Below are 17,361 nucleotides of genomic sequence, written 5' to 3'. Positions count from 1 at the left end.
ATATCCGCAAACGGAAGTAGATTGTTAATACGTTGGCGGATATTATCGCGGCATGAAAATAGCTCAAAAAATCGCTGTACTTTTATCGACACCCGAATGGACGCAAGCCAAGCTTGCGGAGGAACTCGGCGTTTCCCAATCAACGGTTAATCGCTGGACCAAGGGAACAGAGCCAGAAGGGCATCATAGAGATGCTTTGTCTGACCTGTTCAATGCGAGAATGGGGTGGACATCTGCCAATGACATGATGCCCGCGTCAGGGACCGTTATGGCAGATCGCCAGATCGTCGCGATGTTTGAGCGCAATGAAGAGACATGGGTGCCAAAACCTGCGGGTTTTACCGAGAAAACTAGGGCTTTGACGGTGCAACCCGGTGCTCTTGAGCCAATGTATTCGGCTGGAACGTACATCTATTATTCAGCCACAATCGATCCGAATGATGCTGCCGGGTATCGCGGCTTAATAAAAGTGAAGGACGGCCCGACCTATCTTCGCAAGCTTCGACACGGCGAGGCACCCGGAAAGTGGACGCTTTCAAGCGAAAATTCACACGATCTTATCAACCGAGAAGTCGAATGGTTTGCTCCGATTGATTGGGTTTATCCGAACAAGCCAATCACATTCTAATCCGTTCGCGGATTATTTAGCTTGACGGAATATCCGTGAACGGATTATTACTGTCTCCACGGGCGATTTGCCCGATGGAGAAACACATGACATCTGCACGATTAACCGAAACCCAGATGGCTATTGCTGAACTGGCGGTAGAAAACCGCATCAGCATGGAAGCCTTGGAAAAACTCGCTTTCGAGCGCTATCCAAATGCGACCAATGAGGATTTTATCATCGGTCTGGATGCCGCCGCCGACATGCTTGATGATGGTGTTGAGCGGGCAGAGAGGGAGCTTGAGGCTCTTGCTTTAGTCTCGACCCTTTTCGAGGGTATGCCGTCTGGTATGACCTTGGAAGAGTGCGCAGTAGCCAAAGCTGCAAAAAATGACCCCGTCGCGATTTCTTTCCTTGCATACATGAAGGTATCGAATGGGGGCGAGCAATGACGGTTGTTCACCCCGCCTTTGGTATCCCGGTTAATCCGGGACGCCTTGCCCCTGTGGTGCGTAAAGTCGTTGCCTTGGGCTTGGCGCTTTCCGATGACGACGATCTGAGCATAGCGCTCGGCAATGGCGGTCGCGTTCCAGAATATGATGTTCTGACGCCTGACGATCAGGATTTCGTCCTCTATGCGGCGCTTGCCACGATCAACCAATACAACGTTGCCGATCTGATCGACGGGATTGTCGAGGATTGGATCAAGGACGGCGCACCGCTCTAAGCGCCTATTTCAATCAATTCGGAGAATAGCAATGCCGACACAACCAAGTCAGGCAACCGCCGAAGGTATGCCGAAAAATGAGCGCCCCATCGACCGAGTAACGCGCCTCTCCTATGAGCTTTGCGATGCTCTGGACGAATATGCAGACGGTACGATGATGGCCGCAATCACGCCGCGCAGTCGGTCGGTAAGCTGCCCGGTACTTTTTGGGCCAATCAGCACCCACCGCGCCATGGTGGGCTTACAGGCCACGAATACACAGCCGTCATATGATCCACTGCTTGAAGCGATTGACGCCTATTTGGCTGGTCTGGATGACTTCAACAAGAATGCGCCGCAGGGCAATGACGAGGCGCAGGCTTATGCAGAGGTTTCTTATGGCCCGCCGCTCGAAGTTCTCTGTAACTGGACACAACCAGCATGGACCCGTCAGGGCGCTTTGAAAGCCTTGCAGATCGCTATGGCTGACAGCAACGGCGTTTACGGATCGGAAGCCGCCGAACGCATGATACGGGCCGCTATGGGCTATCTGGCAGGCATTCAGAACTATGGAGCGGTCACATGCGAGTGAATGAGAAGAAGCAGCCTGACGCGCTCTTTGCTCTGGAAAACCCGATTTGCGATGCAGAGAACGCCATATCGATCCTGATGAATATTCTACATTCGCGATTTGATCAGGATCACGCCGAGGTAACCGGCGACACGAACCATTGGTATCTGTCGGATAATGAAATCTCCGACTTCATGTACATCGGCCATCAAGCGAAGCGCCACATCCATCAGATTAAAGAGGGCTTCAACATGGCGATTGAACAGCGGAGGGCCGATCAATGATGCTCCTCTATTCATTCCGTAACCGCTTCTGGCAGTGGCTGGCGCTGGCTTGTTCCAAGCATGCTGACCGAGTTTACAAGCAGAGGTATGACCGATGACAAAAAGAGCTGCAATTAAGCAGGCTGATCTTCGGCGCATGGCAACTATCGCCAAGCGGGAGCGTGTAAAAGTTGAGGTTGAGATAGGCGACAGGACTTATCGCGTCAGTCCTGATGACGACGACCAATCCAACAAACAGACTGTTCAACCGCAAATTATTCCGCTTTAGTGAACGCCATGCCCAAGAAACTGCCAAAGCATGTTGTCAAAGAAGTGTCGCGCCACGGTACGGTTAAACTGTACTTCCGGCGCGGCAAGGGCGCTCGTGTACGGCTCCCACCCGATCCCGATAGCGCTGAATTTGACTTAGCTTACGCGAAAGCGTTGGCTGGCGTCCAATTACGACCAAGAGCGCCAGAAGCCCCCGCGCAGTCTTTGCGGTGGCTTGTTGACCGATATAGGGAAAGCGCAAAGTGGAAAAGCTATTCTGCGGCTACGAGACGGCAGCAGGAAAACTTCTTCAAGGATGCGCTGGATAAATCGCAGAACGCCGATTTCCGGCTCATAGACAAGCGTTCCATCATTGCGGCCATTGATGCCCGTGCCGACCGTCCGGCGCTCGCAAACAACTTCCTGAAGGCGATGAAGGCCCTTTTTACATGGGCGAAGCTAAACGACCATGTTGCGGTCAATCCCACCGACGATGTTGAGCGCGTCCGTTATAAGTCCGAAGGGTTCAAAGCTTGGTCGATAGCTGATTATCAAAAGTTCTGTGAACGGTGGCCGGTAGGCACAAAGCCCCGCCTCGCCTGCGAACTATTAATTCATTCTGGCCTTCGGCGCTCTGACATCGTGCATGCAGGACGCCAGCACATGGCGGGAAACATATTCACGATGCGCACTGAAAAGACCGGGGCCGTCATCACCGTTGAGTTCCCGCAATCCCTCATGGCCGTTATCGAGAATACGCCAACGGGTGATTTGGCATTTCTCGTTACCGAGTATGGCAAGCCGTTCGTGAAAGAAGGGTTCGGGAATTGGTTCGGTGAGAAGTGCCGCGAAGCTGGCCTTCCCCTGAATGCCCACGGGCTGCGCAAACTGTCTGCAACCCTTGCCGCCAACGCCGGAGCAGGTGCGCACGAGCTAATGGCTCAGTACGGCTGGACCAATCTGAAACAGGCAGAGCTTTACACCAAGAACGCTGACAGGGCACGGTTAGGCATCAGGTCATCAAGGCGGGTTTCCGAACAAATAGAGGACGAAAAATCCCGCACCCAAATCCCAGATGCCCCGCACCGCAATAAAAAACAGTGACTTAGAATAAGAATGGTGGGCCCGGAGGGACTCGAACCCCCAACCAAGCGGTTATGAGCCGCCGGCTCTAACCAATTGAGCTACAGGCCCCACGCATCCTTGCCCTACCCTAAAGAAAGCCGGGATACAAGCTGTCAAATGCATCAGTTGCCCTAATGCGCACATATTCAGTTGCGATGCATGCAACCTAGAACCACGGTGTTTCTGATTTGAACCGGCAGTTGCAATTGGCACGCATTCCGAATCTGATATCGTTGGCTTCAGACATAAGAGGGAACTTAAGAAATAAATGATTTCAATGGTAAAGCGGTCAACCTTGTCGGCACGACCAGCTCCGCCAAAGCTGCCTCAACTTTCTCTACAGGAGATTTTATGAACAACCGCGCTACCACTCTTCTTGCAACCTCATTTTCTGCAATCATGCTCGCAGGCGCTCTGACGCTGCCAGCTCTGGCACAGGAGAATCAGATGACGAAGCAGCCTGCGCGTATCGCCGTCACCGGCGAAGGCACCATGACTGCCTCGCCCGATATGGCCATCCTCAATCTCTCTGTGCTGCGCGAGGCGAAGACCGCTCGCGAAGCCATGACTGCCAACAACGAAGCCATGGCAAAAGTGCTCGAAGCCATGAAGAAAGCCGGTATTGAAGACCGTGATCTGCAGACCGGCGGCATCAGCATTCAGCCGCGCTACGTCTATCCTGATGACAAGAATGGCCTGAAAGAGCCAAGCATCACCGGTTACACGGTTTCAAACAGCCTGACGGTGCGCGTGCGCGATCTGGCCAAGGTCGGAAACGTGCTCGATGAATCCGTTACGCTCGGCGTCAATCAGGGCGGCGATCTGAGCTTCGTCAACGACAACCCGTCCGCCACGATCAATGAAGCGCGCAAACGCGCCGTTGCCGATGCCATCGCCAAGGCAAAGACCCTTGCCGATGCTGCCGGTGTAGGCGTTGGTCGCGTCATCGAGATCAACGAACAGAGCCGTCCACCCATGCCGATGCCGATCGCCCGCGCCCAGTTCAAGACCATGGCTGCGGGAGCACCGGAAGATGCCGTGCCTGTCGCAGCCGGCGAGAACAGCTACAACGTTTCGGTCAATGTCGTTTTCGAGATCAAGGAATAGCGGCAACCCAATTGGGAATTGCGAAGGGGCACACCAGCGCCCCTTTTCTTTTGTCTGTCGAGCAAAGAAAAGCCCCGGCCTGAGCAATCAGTCCGGGGCTTTTGATACGTGTACAGGCCTCTTAGCGAATGATCGGGCAGCCACGCACATTTGCGAACACGACACCGGCAGGACGACCGTGACGGAAGCCGCGAACCTGAACTGACTTGCCGCGATAGACGACGCGCGCATTGCGGATGCCCATGCGATTGGCCTTCATCTTGGCGCCTTCAATGGAGCAGGCACGGCCGCGATAGGCTGGACGGCCATGGTGATAGCCTCTGTAGTCGACATTCACGATGGCAGAGCTTGCCGACGTGCTGATGGCTGGAGCAACAACCGGCGATGCGGCGCTGGCCGAAGCTGCCGTCGTGAAGATGGCGGCAACACCAAGAGCGGCGGTTACGACGAACGACTTGAGCGAAATAGCAGACATCTTTGAACCTCTTTCAATTTGTTTTCAGGTCTTGCCTGAGACACCCAAGAAGTAGCGCCCGATAGATGAACAGAATGAAAAACTCACGTTCATGTGCCGTTCAGCTTCCCCTAAAGCAAAGCGCATACCCAAACGCTATCCAAATAAATTCAATTAAAACAATATATTACAGTGCCACTAAAACCGCGCCGCGATATTCGCACCGCAGATTAAATTTACGCAATGTTTGAAAAACGCAAGCGAACCATCATCGGTGGCTCGGCATCACCATATGGTCGATATAGTCGTCCTCATCTTCCAGATCGTGATCGAAAGCCGTGACCTTGCCGCGAACGGAGATGCCAGCCTCGTGCACCGTTTCAGGCGAACCTGAAACAAGCGGATGCCACCAATAGAGATCCGAGCCTTCGGCAACCAGACGGTATGCACAGGTTACAGGCAGCCAGTTCACCTCATCAACGATTTCCGGTGTCAGAAAAACGCAGTCCGGCACCGTCTTCTTCCGGTTCGGGTAATCACGGCACTGGCAGCTATCCGGATTGAGCAGCGTGCAGGCTACGCTCGTCCAGTAAATCTCGTCGGTGTCGTCATCGAGCAATTTATGCAGGCAGCATTGGCCACAACCGTCACACAGGCTCTCCCACTCGCTGCGGGTGAGCTGGTTCAAGGTCTTGGTGCGCCAGAATGGTTTGTCGTTCATGATGCAGCGTATAATGGAATTATGTCGGGAATGGCATGGACAAATCGCCGCCATTTCAGAACACTTGATATCCGATCCTTATCGGGTTATTAGACCCAAGTCATCATCATGACCGTAAGCGTCTTACGTTAGGCAACGCATCAATCTGGCCGGGAACGGCAATTCGCATTGATGTTTCGTTGCGTCTTCCCCGCATAATATTCAGGAATACACATGTCTCAGTTTGAATGCGCACGCCGCAGAAAGCTGCCAGCACGCTATGCATCTATTGTGATGCCTTTCATTCTATCGATCATGATGACGTTCATCGTCTCATTGATTGCGACCGCCAAGAGCCTTGGCGCTACCCATCCCGATCTCGCATCGAGCTGGATGACTGCATGGGCTCTCTCCTGGGCGGTCGCCTTTCCGGTCCTCCTCGCCATTCTGCCCGTCGTGCGCAAAATGGTCGCCATGGTGTGCCACCCGCATTAACCTCTAAACAGAAAAAGCCGCGCATATATGCGCGGCTTTCAATTTTTCTTGCAGGTAGTTCAGCGGAAAATAGCTTCGCCCTGCTCATCCACAATCTGCCGTCCCTTGTTCAGCGCAATGCTGGCGGCATCTTCGATACCGGGGCAACGGTCGGCACGAACGAAACGATATTCCTTCGCTTCGCCACCAATCGTCTTGGAAATGACGCCGCAGACCTGATACTGCCCGCCCTCGCTATAAGGCGTTGCAATGATCAAAAAGTCCTTGTGCTCAAGGCGACCAGCCTCTTTCGGCTCTGCCGGTGTCTCAGAGGCAGAACCTCCACCGAAAAGACGCTTCAAAAAAGACATATCGCCTCCCCTTTCCGTATGTTTTGTTCGGCTTCGCTATCGAGGCCCGCTTAGCTATCGAGGAACGAACGCAGTTTACGCGAACGGCTCGGATGCTTCAGCTTGCGCAGAGCCTTCGCTTCAATCTGGCGGATACGTTCGCGGGTAACCGAGAACTGCTGACCGACTTCTTCCAGCGTGTGATCGGTGTTCATGCCGATGCCGAAGCGCATGCGCAGAACGCGTTCTTCACGCGGCGTCAGCGATGCCAGAACACGGGTCGTCGTATCGCGCAGATTGGCCTGAATGGCCGCATCGATTGGCAGAAGCGCGTTCTTGTCCTCGATGAAATCGCCTAAGTGTGAATCTTCCTCGTCGCCAACCGGCGTTTCGAGCGAGATCGGCTCCTTGGCGATCTTCAGCACCTTGCGCACTTTTTCGAGCGGCATGGCGAGCTTTTCGGCCAGTTCTTCCGGCGTCGGTTCACGGCCGATTTCATGCAGCATCTGGCGCGACGTGCGAACGATCTTGTTGATCGTTTCGATCATGTGCACCGGAATACGGATAGTGCGCGCCTGATCGGCAATCGAACGGGTGATCGCCTGACGAATCCACCAGGTCGCATAAGTCGAGAACTTGTAACCGCGGCGATACTCGAACTTGTCGACAGCTTTCATCAGGCCGATATTGCCTTCCTGAATGAGATCGAGGAACTGCAAGCCACGGTTCGTGTACTTCTTGGCAATCGAGATAACGAGACGAAGGTTGGCTTCCACCATTTCCTTCTTGGCGATGGTCGCTTCGCGTTCGCCCTTCTGCACCTGATTGACGATACGGCGGAATTCGCCGATCGAAATCGCGGTTTCGGTCGCCAGCATCTGGATTTCAGAACGCAGACGGTCGATAGCGCGCGCTTCCTTGGCTGCGAACTCTTTCCAGCCGCGGGCCGAAAGCGTACCAACGCGCTCTACCCACTTCGGGTCCAGCTCGTGACCCTGATATTCCTTCAGGAATTCCTCACGGCGCACGCCGAAGGATTCGGCCAGACGCAGCAGCTTACCTTCGTTCTGCACCAGACGCTTGTTGATGTCGTAAAGCTGTTCGACGAGCTGTTCGATACGGTTCTGGTTCAGCGACAGCGACTTCACTGCCTTGATAAGCTGATCCTTGAGTTCCTTGTAGCGACGCTCCTGGCTGGACGACAGTTCACCCGTCGCGGCCAGACGGCCCTCGACCTGCTGATCCTGCAGCTTGCGCAGCTTCTTGTAGGTGTCGGCGATGAGGTCGAGCGTTTCCATGACCTGCGGACGCAGTTCGGCTTCCATGGCCGCCAGCGACAGGTTGGCTTCGTCCTCGTCCTCTTCTTCCTCTTCCGCAGGCATGTCGCCGCCGACATTGGTAATATCGTCGTCGTCACGCGAACGGCGCTGAGGCTTGTCATCGCGGGGCTTTTCCTCTTCCACGCGCTCGATCACCGGGGCCTGTTTGGCTTCCGGACCGGCATAGGTGGTTTCGAGGTCGATGATTTCGCGCAGCAGAATGTTGGAATCGTTCAACTGGTCGCGCCAGATGATGATTGCCTGGAAGGTCAGCGGGCTTTCGCAAAGCCCGGCGATCATCGTTTCGCGGCCAGCCTCGATGCGCTTGGCGATCGCGATTTCGCCTTCACGCGACAGAAGCTCGACGGAACCCATTTCGCGCAGATACATGCGCACCGGATCGTCGGTACGGTCGGTCGGCTCTTTCTTGGTCGTCGTGGTGGCAACAGCCGTGCCGCCGGACTCGACCAGATCGTTGCTTTCTTCCGTGTCGTCGTCGCTGTTTTCTTCGCGATCGTTGTCCTGCTCGTCGTCTTCAACGACATTGATGCCCATATCGGATAGCATCGACATCGTGTCTTCGATCTGCTCAGATGTCACTTCCTCGGAAGGCAGTACAGCGTTCAGCTCGTCCATGGTGACGTAGCCGCGCTTCTTCGCGAGCTTGATCATCTTCTTGACAGCATCGTCAGAAAGGTCGAGAAGCGGACCGTCGGTGGCACCTTCGCGCTCGACTTCAGCTTCTTCGTTTTCCTTAACCTTCGTTGCCATATGTTCTTCTCCAGGCGACCCCGGTCGCTTCTAAGATATATAGAGTTCTCGGACAGTTTTGCGAGGTCGCAATCCGTCGGTTGATTCTGCGAATAGCCGATTTCCTGTTAATGGTGGATTAACCTTGCCACCGGTATCGGGCTTCATCATCTCCGATTTCTTGTGGGCAGATCAGGCGGTCGACCAGACGATGCCTTCCAGGCCATTTTTCCGGCCCGGCCCCAGCTCGCCGCCCTGCAGCCTCGGATATCACCGGTTTCTGTTCTTTTCCTTGTTCGAACTGTCGTGATTCCGTCATTTACGCCATACGTCAAGAGCGACTCACCTGATTCGCGCTTAAAAAGCGAATCATTTTGTTGTCGCAGCCTCTTCGTTGGCCAGATAGAGCACGTTTTCCGGATCGCAACCCCCGCATTTCCGGCTGTTCTCGCAGAGCTGATTCGGAAAACCGAATCAGAAACCGCCGGGCGGGCGCCCCGAAGACAGGCCAAAACCGTCGATCAGAGCTTCAGTCGCATCAGCTTTCAAAATCTGATTTTGTATATCTCTGAGACGCGCAAACAATTCGCCCGTCTCGTCTGTTTCAAGCGCGGCCTCAACGGCTCGCAGCTCCTTATGTAGTGTGCGTGCACGCTGATGCAAGTGAAGCGCCTGCCGAAGGGCCTCGCGCGCATCGTCTTCGGCCGCCAGAGCTGTCGCAGTCCAGAGTTTCGCACCCTTCACCACGAGTTCGAGCATTTCGATCTGGTTGCCATGACCGGCATTCACCAATGCACGCCGCATGGCATGGCCATCTTCCATGTGACCGGCAGCCAGCACATCCAGCATGGCCAGATGCAGCGACTTGAGGACTTCGTGTCCCAGATCGAGTGCAGCCAGCGTCTCGAAGTCCTCTTCGATCAGGCGCGGATGATTGAGAAGCGTCAGCACGATAGCCGTTTCACGCAACGGGGCATGTGATCCCGCGCCCGGCCTGCCGCCCTTTACCAGCGTCGAGCGGACAAGACTGTCGGAAAATGCAAGACGGCCATTGCCGCCAGCCGGCCCGCCGCGCCCACGTCCGCCATCATTTCTGTTATTGAAAGACGAATTGCGCTGACCACCGCCTTGATACCCCTGACGCCCCTGATGACGTCCTTGGCCGAAGAAGGCCTGTGCCCGCTCGCGCATATCCTGGCTGTAATGGCGCCGGATATCCTCATTCGCGATGCGGCTCGTTATTTCACGCAGGCGCGCTTCAAGTTCGGCCCGGCGTTCCGGCGTATCAAAAACGCCGCCCGTCGTTTCCCGTGTCCACACCATATCGACCAGCGGCTTCGCATCGCGCAAGACCACATGAAATGCCGCCGGACCTTCCGCCTTGACCAGATCATCCGGGTCCTGCCCTTCCGGCAGAAGTGCGAAGCGCAGCGACTTGCCCGGCTGCAAGGCAGGCAGTCCCAGATCGACGGCTCGATAGGCGGCGCGAAGCCCCGCCCCGTCGCCGTCGAAACACAGAACGGGCTCCGGGCTGATGCGCCAGAGAAGTTCGAGCTGCTCTTCGGTAAGCGCCGTGCCAAGCGGGGCTACCACCTGATGGATGCCTGCCTGCGCCAGCGCAATCACATCCATATAGCCTTCGACGGCAATGATCGATTTGGCAGGCTCGCCGCCTTGCGGCTGACAGGCCTTGCGCGCCCGCAACCCGTTATAGAGCACCCGCCCCTTGTGAAACAGTTCCGTTTCCGGCGAATTCAGATATTTGGCCGGAGCGTCCGCAGAAAGCGCACGCCCGCCGAAAGCGATGATCCGCCCGCGTAGATCCTCGATCGGGAACATGACACGATCACGAAAACGGTCATAGGAATCGGCAATTCCTTCACCATGCACGACAAGGCCACATGCCTCGATCTGCTCGCGGGAAACACCTTTGCCTGCCAGAAATTCCTTCAGCGCATTGCGCGATTCCGGTGCATAGCCGATGCGAAACGACTGCTGTGTCGCGGTCGAAAGTCCACGATCCCGCAGATAGGCGCGCGCCTTGGCGCCGACGGCGCTTTGCAACTGATTTTCGAAGAATTGCGCTGCCAATTCCATGACATCGTAAAGCGTGGCGCGTTGTGCCTCGCGTTTTTCCATTTCTGGATCGCGCGCTGGCATTGGAACGCCAGCCATATCGGCAACACGTTCCACCGCCTCCGGGAAACTCAGTCCTTCAAGGTCGGTCAGAAACTTGAAGTGATCGCCGGTCACGCCGCAACCGAAACAATGATAGCGGCCCTTGCGATCTTCACAATGAAAGCTCGGCGTCTTTTCGCCATGGAACGGACAGCAGGCCCAGAAGTCACCCTTCGGCGGATTGCTTTTCTTGCGGTCGAACGAAGCGCGCGTTCCTATCAGCGTCGAGATCGGGACGCGGTCTCTGATCTCATCGAGAAAGGATGGCGGAAAACGCATTACAGATTTCACTTTCAGGTCATACGGGCAGGCCGATGATACGATAATATAGATATTTGACTATATAGGCGCCCCCGCTCCGACAGTCCATCGCGCAGGCATGTCCCTCCCCGCTAATCACATGTCGCGGTCAAACAAGCGCATTGTCACAAAACTGTCATATATTCGTCATGACACTGCGGGAATGGATTGCATTTTATTGCGAACAAGCCCATATCTCTTGAAGATTTGATTAGCCGGAACATATTTTTTCTTCATTTGTTGCGTTAGCTTAATCACCTTAAGTTACAACCCTCACCTCCAACCCGAAGGGATTTTGCCGTGAATGGTTCTTTGGTCCTTTTGCATCTGGCCGGTGCAGTTGCGCTTTTGCTTTGGGCGACGCGGATGGTGCGGACCGGGGTGGAGCGTGCCTATGGCGACCGGCTGCGCAGACGCCTGCGCAACCAGATGCAGAACCCGCTGCTTTCCGTCGCCTTCGGCCTTGCCCTTGCTGTCGCCCTGCAAAGCTCGACAGCGGTCACGCTTCTCGTCGGTTCATTCGTCGGTTCAGGTTTTGTCAGCGGTGTCGCAGGCCTCATGGCCGTGCGCGGCGGCGAGCTTGGCTCCGCCCTCGTCGTCAAGATCCTGAGCTACGACCTCACGCTTCTGGTGCCGCTCTGCCTGGTCATCGGCACCGGCATCTTCATGACCACCGAGCGCCGCGACTGGCGCCAGATCGGCCGCATTCTGGTCGGTATCGGCCTTCTCATCATGTCGCTGGAAATGACCGGACAGGCCACCGAGCCGCTGCGGCAAAGCGAATTGCTGCCGGTCATCGTCGACTATCTGTCCGGCGATCCGATCACAGCCTATCTGCTAGCAGCGCTGATGACATGGCTGTTTCATTCCAGCGTTGCCGCCGTCATCCTGCTCACCACCTTTGCCTCGCGCGGGCTGATCCATCCAGAGCTTGCCGTGGTGATGGTTCTTGGCGTCAATCTGGGCTCGTCGATCATCGCCCCGATCCTGACCCGCCAGGCGCCGCCTGAAACCCGCGTCGTTCCGCTCGGCAATCTCTTGATGCGCGGTGCCGGATCGCTCATCATGCTGGTGCTTTACCAGACCTTCAAGCCCTCGGTCGCCTTCCTTGGCGCCGATCCGGTCTCGCAGGTCGTCAATGCGCATATCCTGTTCAATGTCATCGTGATGATTGCCGGCATTCCGCTTTCGGGCCTCGTGCTGCGTGCGACCGAAGCGCTGGTTAATCTCAATGCAGGCAAGGATAGCCCTGCTTCGCAGCAGCCGATCGAGATCGAACAATATAGCGCCCTTGATACCGCCGTTCTCGACCGGCCCTCGCAGGCGCTCGCCAATGCAACCCGCGAAGTGGTCGGCGTCTGCGACACGATCGAAGTCATGCTGCGGCGGATCATCGAGCTTTATGAAAAGCCCGATCAGGTGCGGATCAATGAGCTGGAAGCCCTCGATGACCGCGTGGACAAGCGCCATGCCGCGATCAAGCTTTACCTGACCCGGCTTGCAACCCATGAGATGACCGACTTCGAGTCATTGCGCATGCAGGAACTGCTGGGTGCCTGTGTGAAGCTTGAACAGGTGGGCGACATCATCGTGCGCAACATGCTGGTGCATGTTCAAAAGAAGATGGATCACAAGCTGGAATTCACCGAGGAAGGCTGGACGGAACTCAGCCATTTCCACGCCATGGTTCTGGCCAATGCGCATATGGCGTTCAACGTGATCGTTTCGCGCGATGGCCGCACGGCCCGTCAGCTCGTGCAGGAAAAGGACCGCCTGCGCGAACTGGAAAAGCAGACGAGCCTGCGCCACTTCACCCGGCTGCGTGAAGGCGCCACCCGCAGCATCGAGACGAGCACCATCCATCTCGACACCATCCGAGACCTCAAGCAGATCAACTCGCTGCTCGCCTCAATGGCCTATCCCGTCCTCGAAGAACAGGGCCTCCTCAGCGATACACGCCTCAAGACGGTCAAGCAGAGCTGACCGTCAGACCATGCGGCAGCAGGTACAACACCCGCTGCTGCATGCCGTTGAATATCAAAAGGAAATATCCGCAGCAGGGCGAACCCGCACACGGGCATTCCCAGCCTTGAAACCATTCAGCGTTTCATTGTGGTGCGCAACGATATCCGCAAATTGCAGGCTGGCAGTGTCGCCCGTCGTGTGTGCATCCCCGATCAGAGTGACGTCATAGCCGAGCGAAACGGCGCGCCGGACAGTGGTGTCGATGCAATATTGGGTCTGGCAACCACCTATAACGAGGTGCGAGATATCCTGCTGTTGCAAAAGGGTGTGAAGATCCGTCTCGTGGAACGAGTCGCAGCTCCGCTTCTCAACGAGAATATCTCCCGGTTCCAGGGCGAGTTCTTCGCGGATTTCCCATCCGGCCATGCCTTTTTCAAGCTCGTCGCCCGGACCGCCATCGTGCTGCACCATGATGGCCGGAATTCCAGCCTTATGCGCTTTCTCCCGCAAATCACGCAGTCTGATGACAATATCATCAAGGGCACGGTCGATAGCTGGTTGCCGCTCCGGCGTGCCCGTCCCGGCCACGATGTCGTTCTGAACGTCTATGACAAGCAAAGCTGTTTTCATCGGTTCACACCCGGTTTTTGATCGGTCTTTGCCATGCATAGCACAAGAAAAAGCCCCCGCCAGAGCGGGGGCTAAACAAAACGAAGGGCGGTTAAACCTTACGCTTTCACTGCAGAAGCGATTTCACGATGGCGCTGGCCTTGGTGAAATCCATCTTGCCTGCATAGCGTTCCTTCAGGACAGCCATGCACTTGCCCATGTCACGGAGACCCTGGGCACCGATTTCAGCGATCACATCCGCGCAGGCCTGCTTGATCTCATCTTCGGTCATCTGCTGTGGCAGAAACTCGGTAATGATCGTGATTTCCTCGCGCTCGGCTTCAGCAAGCTCAAGGCGGCTGCCTTCTTCATAGATGCGAGCGGATTCTTCGCGCTGCTTCACCATCTTGCCGAGAATGCCCAGCAATTCTTCATCCCCGACCGGGTCCTTGCCAGCGGTACGGTTGGCGATATCTCGGTCCTTTACCGCAGCCAGAATAAGGCGCAGCGTCGACGTGCGACGCTTCTCCTGTGCTTTCAGCGCGGTTGTGAGGGCCTGGGAAATCTCCTGGCGAAGCATAACGTCTCTCCTGACGGTGTTTGTTCTGTGTTGTTCGTTTCGTGCATCTATACAGCAAGCGCATAGAAACGCCGAGCTGTCCGAACCACCATCCCGTGAAATAATAATACGACGATTATCATCATTATTTCAGGAAAGCATGGCTTCGGACGATTGACCCGGCCTTCAAGTTTCTCTATTGCTCAAGGCTTAGCAGGACATCGGCACGTGCTCGCGGCGGGAGGTTTAAATCCCCGCTGCCTTTTGGCGCATATATGACCCTTGACGCTTCATCTTTCAAGCCATCCGCCCGTAACGGCACTGTGGCTGGTTGAAACACGGATGCGTGTCGCCTAAAGCATGCCGCCCAAAAGTGGGAACCGGTTTTGGGACAACGGCATGCACGAAAACAAACAGTTAGGGTGTCGATTTGATTCCATCAGTTCGACGCACTAACTGGTAACGAAATAACAGCACACGCTGGCGCGCGGCTAACGAAACAGGAGTGCAGACCATGACAGAGACCACACCGAAAACAGCACCCTGGACTGTTGAAAAGCGAACCGCCGTCCTCGTACTGGCCGATGGAACAGTGATCGAAGGCAAGGGCCTCGGCGCAATCGGTGCGATCGAAGCCGAAGTCGTGTTCAACACAGCCCTGACCGGTTACGAAGAAATCCTGACCGATCCGTCCTATGCCGGACAGATCGTGACCTTCACCTTCCCGCATATCGGCAATGTCGGCACCAATGCCGAAGACATTGAAGACCTGACGCCAGCCAATCGCCACGGCGCGGTCGGCGCGATCTTCAAGGCTGACATCACGTCACCGTCGAATTTCCGCGCAACAGAAGATCTGGATGCCTGGCTGAAGCATCGCGGCATCATTGCGCTCGCCGGTATCGATACGCGTGCGCTCACCTCGCTTATCCGCGAGCGCGGCGCGCAGAACGCGGTCATCGCGCATGATCCGAGCGGCAAGTTCGATCTCGACGCCCTCAAGGCGCGCGCTGCCGCATGGGGCGGCCTGGAAAATCTCGATCTTGCCAAGGACGTCACCATCGGCCAGAGCCTCACATGGAAGGAAACGCCATGGACACTCGCAGACGGCTATGGTGAACAGGGTGCCCCGGACTATCACGTGGTCGCGCTCGACTTCGGCGTGAAGCGCAACATTCTGCGCCTGCTCACCGGCCTCGGCGCAAAGGTTACCGTGCTGCCCGCAACGGCGACGGCTGAAGACGTTCTGGCCCACAACCCGGATGGCGTCTTCCTGTCCAACGGTCCCGGCGATCCGGCAGCAACGGGTGAATATGCCGTGCCGACCATCAAGAAGCTCGTCGAAACCGACCTTCCGGTCTTCGGCATCTGCCTCGGCCACCAGATGCTGGCGCTCGCGCTTGGCGGACGCACCGAGAAAATGCATCAGGGCCATCACGGCGCCAACCATCCGGTGAAGGACTACACGACGGGCAAAGTCGAGATCGTGTCGATGAACCACGGCTTCGCAGTTGATTCAGATTCGCTGCCGGAAAATGTCGAGGAAACGCATGTGTCGCTCTTCGACGGCACCAATTGCGGTCTGCGCGTTGTCGGCAAGCCGGTGTTCTCCGTGCAGCACCATCCGGAAGCATCGCCCGGCCCACAGGATTCGCACTATCTGTTCCGCCGCTTCATCAACCTGATCCGCGAAAAGAAGGGCGAAACGCCGCTTCCCGAGCGCGAACAGGCTGCATAAATCCGCCGCATGAGTTATCAAAGTAAAAGGCCGGAGTGAAAACTCCGGCCTTTTCGTTTTCCGTATCGATCAAACCTCTGACAGCTTGGCTGACGGCATGGGCCGCACTCGCGCCACCACGATGACCAGCGCCAGAAAGACCAGCCCCGCACCAACGGCATAGGGCATGCCCGCAAAGACGAACGGGGCATTCATGCCGGTGAACACGGCGAAAAGCTGCGTAAAGATAAGCGGACCGATGATGGTCGTGATGCTCGACACGCTTGTCAGCGCGCCCTGCAACTCGCCTTGCGCCGACGGAGGAACCTTGCCCGCCGCAATACTGCGCAGCGGCGGATCGGCCAAGCCTTCCAGCGCCGTCAGGAAGATGACGGCATAGACCATCCAGCCTTCCCATGCGATAGCGTAGCCGATCATGCCCAGACAGGAGAACAGCACACCCGTGATCGCCGTGCGCCGCTCGCCGAGCACTGGCAGAACCCGTGGCAGAACCAGCGCCATCACGAATGCGGCCCCGACACCGAAGAGCCCGAGCGACAAGCCGATCTGGGCTTCGCTCCAGTTATAGCGATAAGCACCGACGAAGGACCAGACGGACGGATAGACGGCGTGGGCCAACCAGAACAGGAAGAAGACCAGCACTACCCAGCCGATGCCGGGATAGTTTCGCATCTGCTTGAGCGCGCCAAGCGGATTGGCCCGGGCAATCTGGAACGTGCGTCGGTTTTCGCGCTTCAAAGTCTCCGGCAACAGGAAATAAGCCAGAATGAAGTTGATGAACGACAGAAACGCCGCTCCATAAAACGGAACGCGCGGACCGAATTCACCCAGCAAACCGCCCAGAACCGGACCGAGTGCAAAGCCGACACCGAAGGCGATGCCGATCAGGCCGAAATTACGGGCACGATTGCTGTCATCGCTAACATCGGCGATGTAGGCGGAGGCGGTCGCGAAGCTTGCTCCGCTGATCCCCGCCAGCACACGGCCGACAAACAGCATCCAGTAGGAGACTGCGAGCGCGCAGATCAGGTTGTCGAGCGCGAAGGTGAAGATCGAGGCCAGCAGAACCGGGCGCCGCCCAAAACGGTCGCTCAGATTGCCGATCATCGGCGCGAACAGAAACTGCATCCCGGCATAGACCAGCAAGAGCCAGCCGCCATCGACGGCAGCGGTGCTGATATCCGCGCCGGTCAGCTCTTCGAGAAAAGTGGGCAGAACCGGCATGATGATCGCAATGCCGATAATGTCGAGAAACAGTGTCATAAAGACGAGTAACAAGCCCCGCCGTACAAACTGGGGATCATGCATGGGACACC

Annotated in this window: 19 protein-coding genes and 1 tRNA gene; 11 read left to right on the top strand and 9 right to left on the bottom strand. The window is 56.4% G+C overall.

The features are described 5' to 3' along the window. Positions 1-52 precede the first annotated feature (52 nt). The 7 genes from FIB18_RS20560 to FIB18_RS20535 all read left to right on the top strand — a co-directional run bounded on the left by FIB18_RS20560 (position 53) and on the right by FIB18_RS20535 (position 3,521). Positions 53-628, top strand: a complete 576-nt coding sequence (locus FIB18_RS20560) for a helix-turn-helix domain-containing protein (protein WP_140022481.1) — start codon at positions 53-55, stop codon at positions 626-628. 86 nt (positions 629-714) lie between these two features. Next, positions 715-1,059, top strand: coding sequence for a hypothetical protein (locus FIB18_RS20555; RefSeq protein WP_140022480.1), 345 nt, complete (start codon positions 715-717; stop codon positions 1,057-1,059). Then, a complete protein-coding gene (locus tag FIB18_RS20550) occupies positions 1,056-1,334 on the top strand; it encodes a hypothetical protein (RefSeq protein ID WP_140022479.1) in 279 nt (92 codons plus the stop codon). The genes FIB18_RS20555 and FIB18_RS20550 overlap by 4 nt, the downstream gene beginning before the upstream one ends. Before the next feature lie 31 nt (positions 1,335-1,365). Continuing rightward, the gene (locus tag FIB18_RS20545; protein WP_140022478.1) at positions 1,366-1,905 is read left to right on the top strand and encodes a hypothetical protein; all 540 of its coding nucleotides are present in this window, start codon (positions 1,366-1,368) and stop codon (positions 1,903-1,905) included. Further along, the gene (locus FIB18_RS20540) at positions 1,896-2,168 is read left to right on the top strand and encodes a hypothetical protein (RefSeq protein WP_140022477.1); all 273 of its coding nucleotides are present in this window, start codon (positions 1,896-1,898) and stop codon (positions 2,166-2,168) included. The genes FIB18_RS20545 and FIB18_RS20540 overlap by 10 nt, the downstream gene beginning before the upstream one ends. 94 nt (positions 2,169-2,262) lie before the next feature. Continuing rightward, a complete protein-coding gene (locus FIB18_RS25025; protein ID WP_168436433.1) occupies positions 2,263-2,436 on the top strand; it encodes a hypothetical protein in 174 nt (57 codons plus the stop codon). 8 nt (positions 2,437-2,444) lie between these two features. Further along, positions 2,445-3,521: a tyrosine-type recombinase/integrase gene (locus FIB18_RS20535; protein ID WP_140022476.1), complete on the top strand. Its 1,077-nt coding sequence runs from the start codon at positions 2,445-2,447 to the stop codon at positions 3,519-3,521. 13 nt (positions 3,522-3,534) lie between these two features. Here the strand turns inward: FIB18_RS20535 and FIB18_RS20530 are convergent. Continuing rightward, positions 3,535-3,611: transfer RNA gene (locus FIB18_RS20530), tRNA-Ile, on the bottom strand. A gap of 282 nt (positions 3,612-3,893) precedes the next feature. Here FIB18_RS20530 and FIB18_RS20525 point away from each other — a divergent pair. Then, positions 3,894-4,649: an SIMPL domain-containing protein gene (locus tag FIB18_RS20525; protein ID WP_140022475.1), complete on the top strand. Its 756-nt coding sequence runs from the start codon at positions 3,894-3,896 to the stop codon at positions 4,647-4,649. Positions 4,650-4,770: 121 nt separating this feature from the next. On the opposite strand, the gene FIB18_RS20520 is transcribed toward FIB18_RS20525, so the two are convergent. Beyond that, positions 4,771-5,124 carry an antifreeze protein gene (locus FIB18_RS20520; protein WP_140022474.1) on the bottom strand — a complete coding sequence of 118 codons (354 nt, stop codon included), beginning with the start codon at positions 5,122-5,124 and terminating at the stop codon, positions 4,771-4,773. A 247-nt stretch (positions 5,125-5,371) separates the two neighbouring features. Further along, positions 5,372-5,824 (bottom strand): YcgN family cysteine cluster protein, encoded by a 453-nt coding sequence (locus FIB18_RS20515; RefSeq protein WP_140022473.1) that lies wholly within the window; start codon positions 5,822-5,824, stop codon positions 5,372-5,374. Between the two features lie 213 nt (positions 5,825-6,037). On the opposite strand from FIB18_RS20515, the gene FIB18_RS20510 reads away from it, so the two are divergent. Continuing rightward, complete coding sequence (locus tag FIB18_RS20510; RefSeq protein ID WP_140022472.1) at positions 6,038-6,298, top strand: DUF2798 domain-containing protein; 261 nt, start codon at positions 6,038-6,040, stop codon at positions 6,296-6,298. Between the two features lie 59 nt (positions 6,299-6,357). On the opposite strand, the gene FIB18_RS20505 is transcribed toward FIB18_RS20510, so the two are convergent. The 3 genes from FIB18_RS20505 to dnaG all read right to left on the bottom strand — a co-directional run bounded on the left by FIB18_RS20505 (position 6,358) and on the right by dnaG (position 11,153). Next, positions 6,358-6,648, bottom strand: a complete 291-nt coding sequence (locus FIB18_RS20505) for an HlyU family transcriptional regulator (protein ID WP_140022471.1) — start codon at positions 6,646-6,648, stop codon at positions 6,358-6,360. Positions 6,649-6,698: 50 nt separating this feature from the next. Beyond that, positions 6,699-8,717 carry an RNA polymerase sigma factor RpoD gene (gene rpoD / locus FIB18_RS20500; RefSeq protein WP_140022470.1) on the bottom strand — a complete coding sequence of 673 codons (2,019 nt, stop codon included), beginning with the start codon at positions 8,715-8,717 and terminating at the stop codon, positions 6,699-6,701. A 453-nt stretch (positions 8,718-9,170) separates the two neighbouring features. Then, on the bottom strand, positions 9,171-11,153 hold the full coding sequence (gene dnaG / locus FIB18_RS20495; RefSeq protein ID WP_140022469.1) for a DNA primase: 1,983 nt from the start codon (positions 11,151-11,153) through the stop codon (positions 9,171-9,173). Between the two features lie 321 nt (positions 11,154-11,474). On the opposite strand from dnaG, the gene FIB18_RS20490 reads away from it, so the two are divergent. Then, positions 11,475-13,157: a Na/Pi cotransporter family protein gene (locus FIB18_RS20490; RefSeq protein WP_140022468.1), complete on the top strand. Its 1,683-nt coding sequence runs from the start codon at positions 11,475-11,477 to the stop codon at positions 13,155-13,157. A gap of 54 nt (positions 13,158-13,211) precedes the next feature. Here FIB18_RS20490 and FIB18_RS20485 read toward each other — a convergent pair whose 3' ends face one another. Continuing rightward, positions 13,212-13,769: a cysteine hydrolase family protein gene (locus FIB18_RS20485; RefSeq protein WP_140022467.1), complete on the bottom strand. Its 558-nt coding sequence runs from the start codon at positions 13,767-13,769 to the stop codon at positions 13,212-13,214. Between the two features lie 106 nt (positions 13,770-13,875). Next, entirely contained in the window at positions 13,876-14,328 is a 453-nt protein-coding gene (locus FIB18_RS20480; RefSeq protein WP_105542295.1) for a GatB/YqeY domain-containing protein, read from the bottom strand. A 493-nt stretch (positions 14,329-14,821) separates the two neighbouring features. Here FIB18_RS20480 and carA point away from each other — a divergent pair, with 493 nt between their 5' ends. Continuing rightward, the gene (gene carA, locus FIB18_RS20475) at positions 14,822-16,045 is read left to right on the top strand and encodes a glutamine-hydrolyzing carbamoyl-phosphate synthase small subunit (RefSeq protein ID WP_140022466.1); all 1,224 of its coding nucleotides are present in this window, start codon (positions 14,822-14,824) and stop codon (positions 16,043-16,045) included. A 69-nt stretch (positions 16,046-16,114) separates the two neighbouring features. Here the strand turns inward: carA and FIB18_RS20470 are convergent, their stop codons facing one another. Further along, positions 16,115-17,353: a TCR/Tet family MFS transporter gene (locus FIB18_RS20470; protein ID WP_140022465.1), complete on the bottom strand. Its 1,239-nt coding sequence runs from the start codon at positions 17,351-17,353 to the stop codon at positions 16,115-16,117. Between the last annotated feature and the right edge of the window lie 8 nt (positions 17,354-17,361).

It is taken from the genome of Brucella pecoris (genome assembly GCF_006376675.1).
Classification (GTDB): Bacteria; Pseudomonadota; Alphaproteobacteria; order Rhizobiales; family Rhizobiaceae; genus Brucella; species Brucella pecoris.
This window is presented reverse-complemented; position numbering and strand designations above follow the sequence as displayed.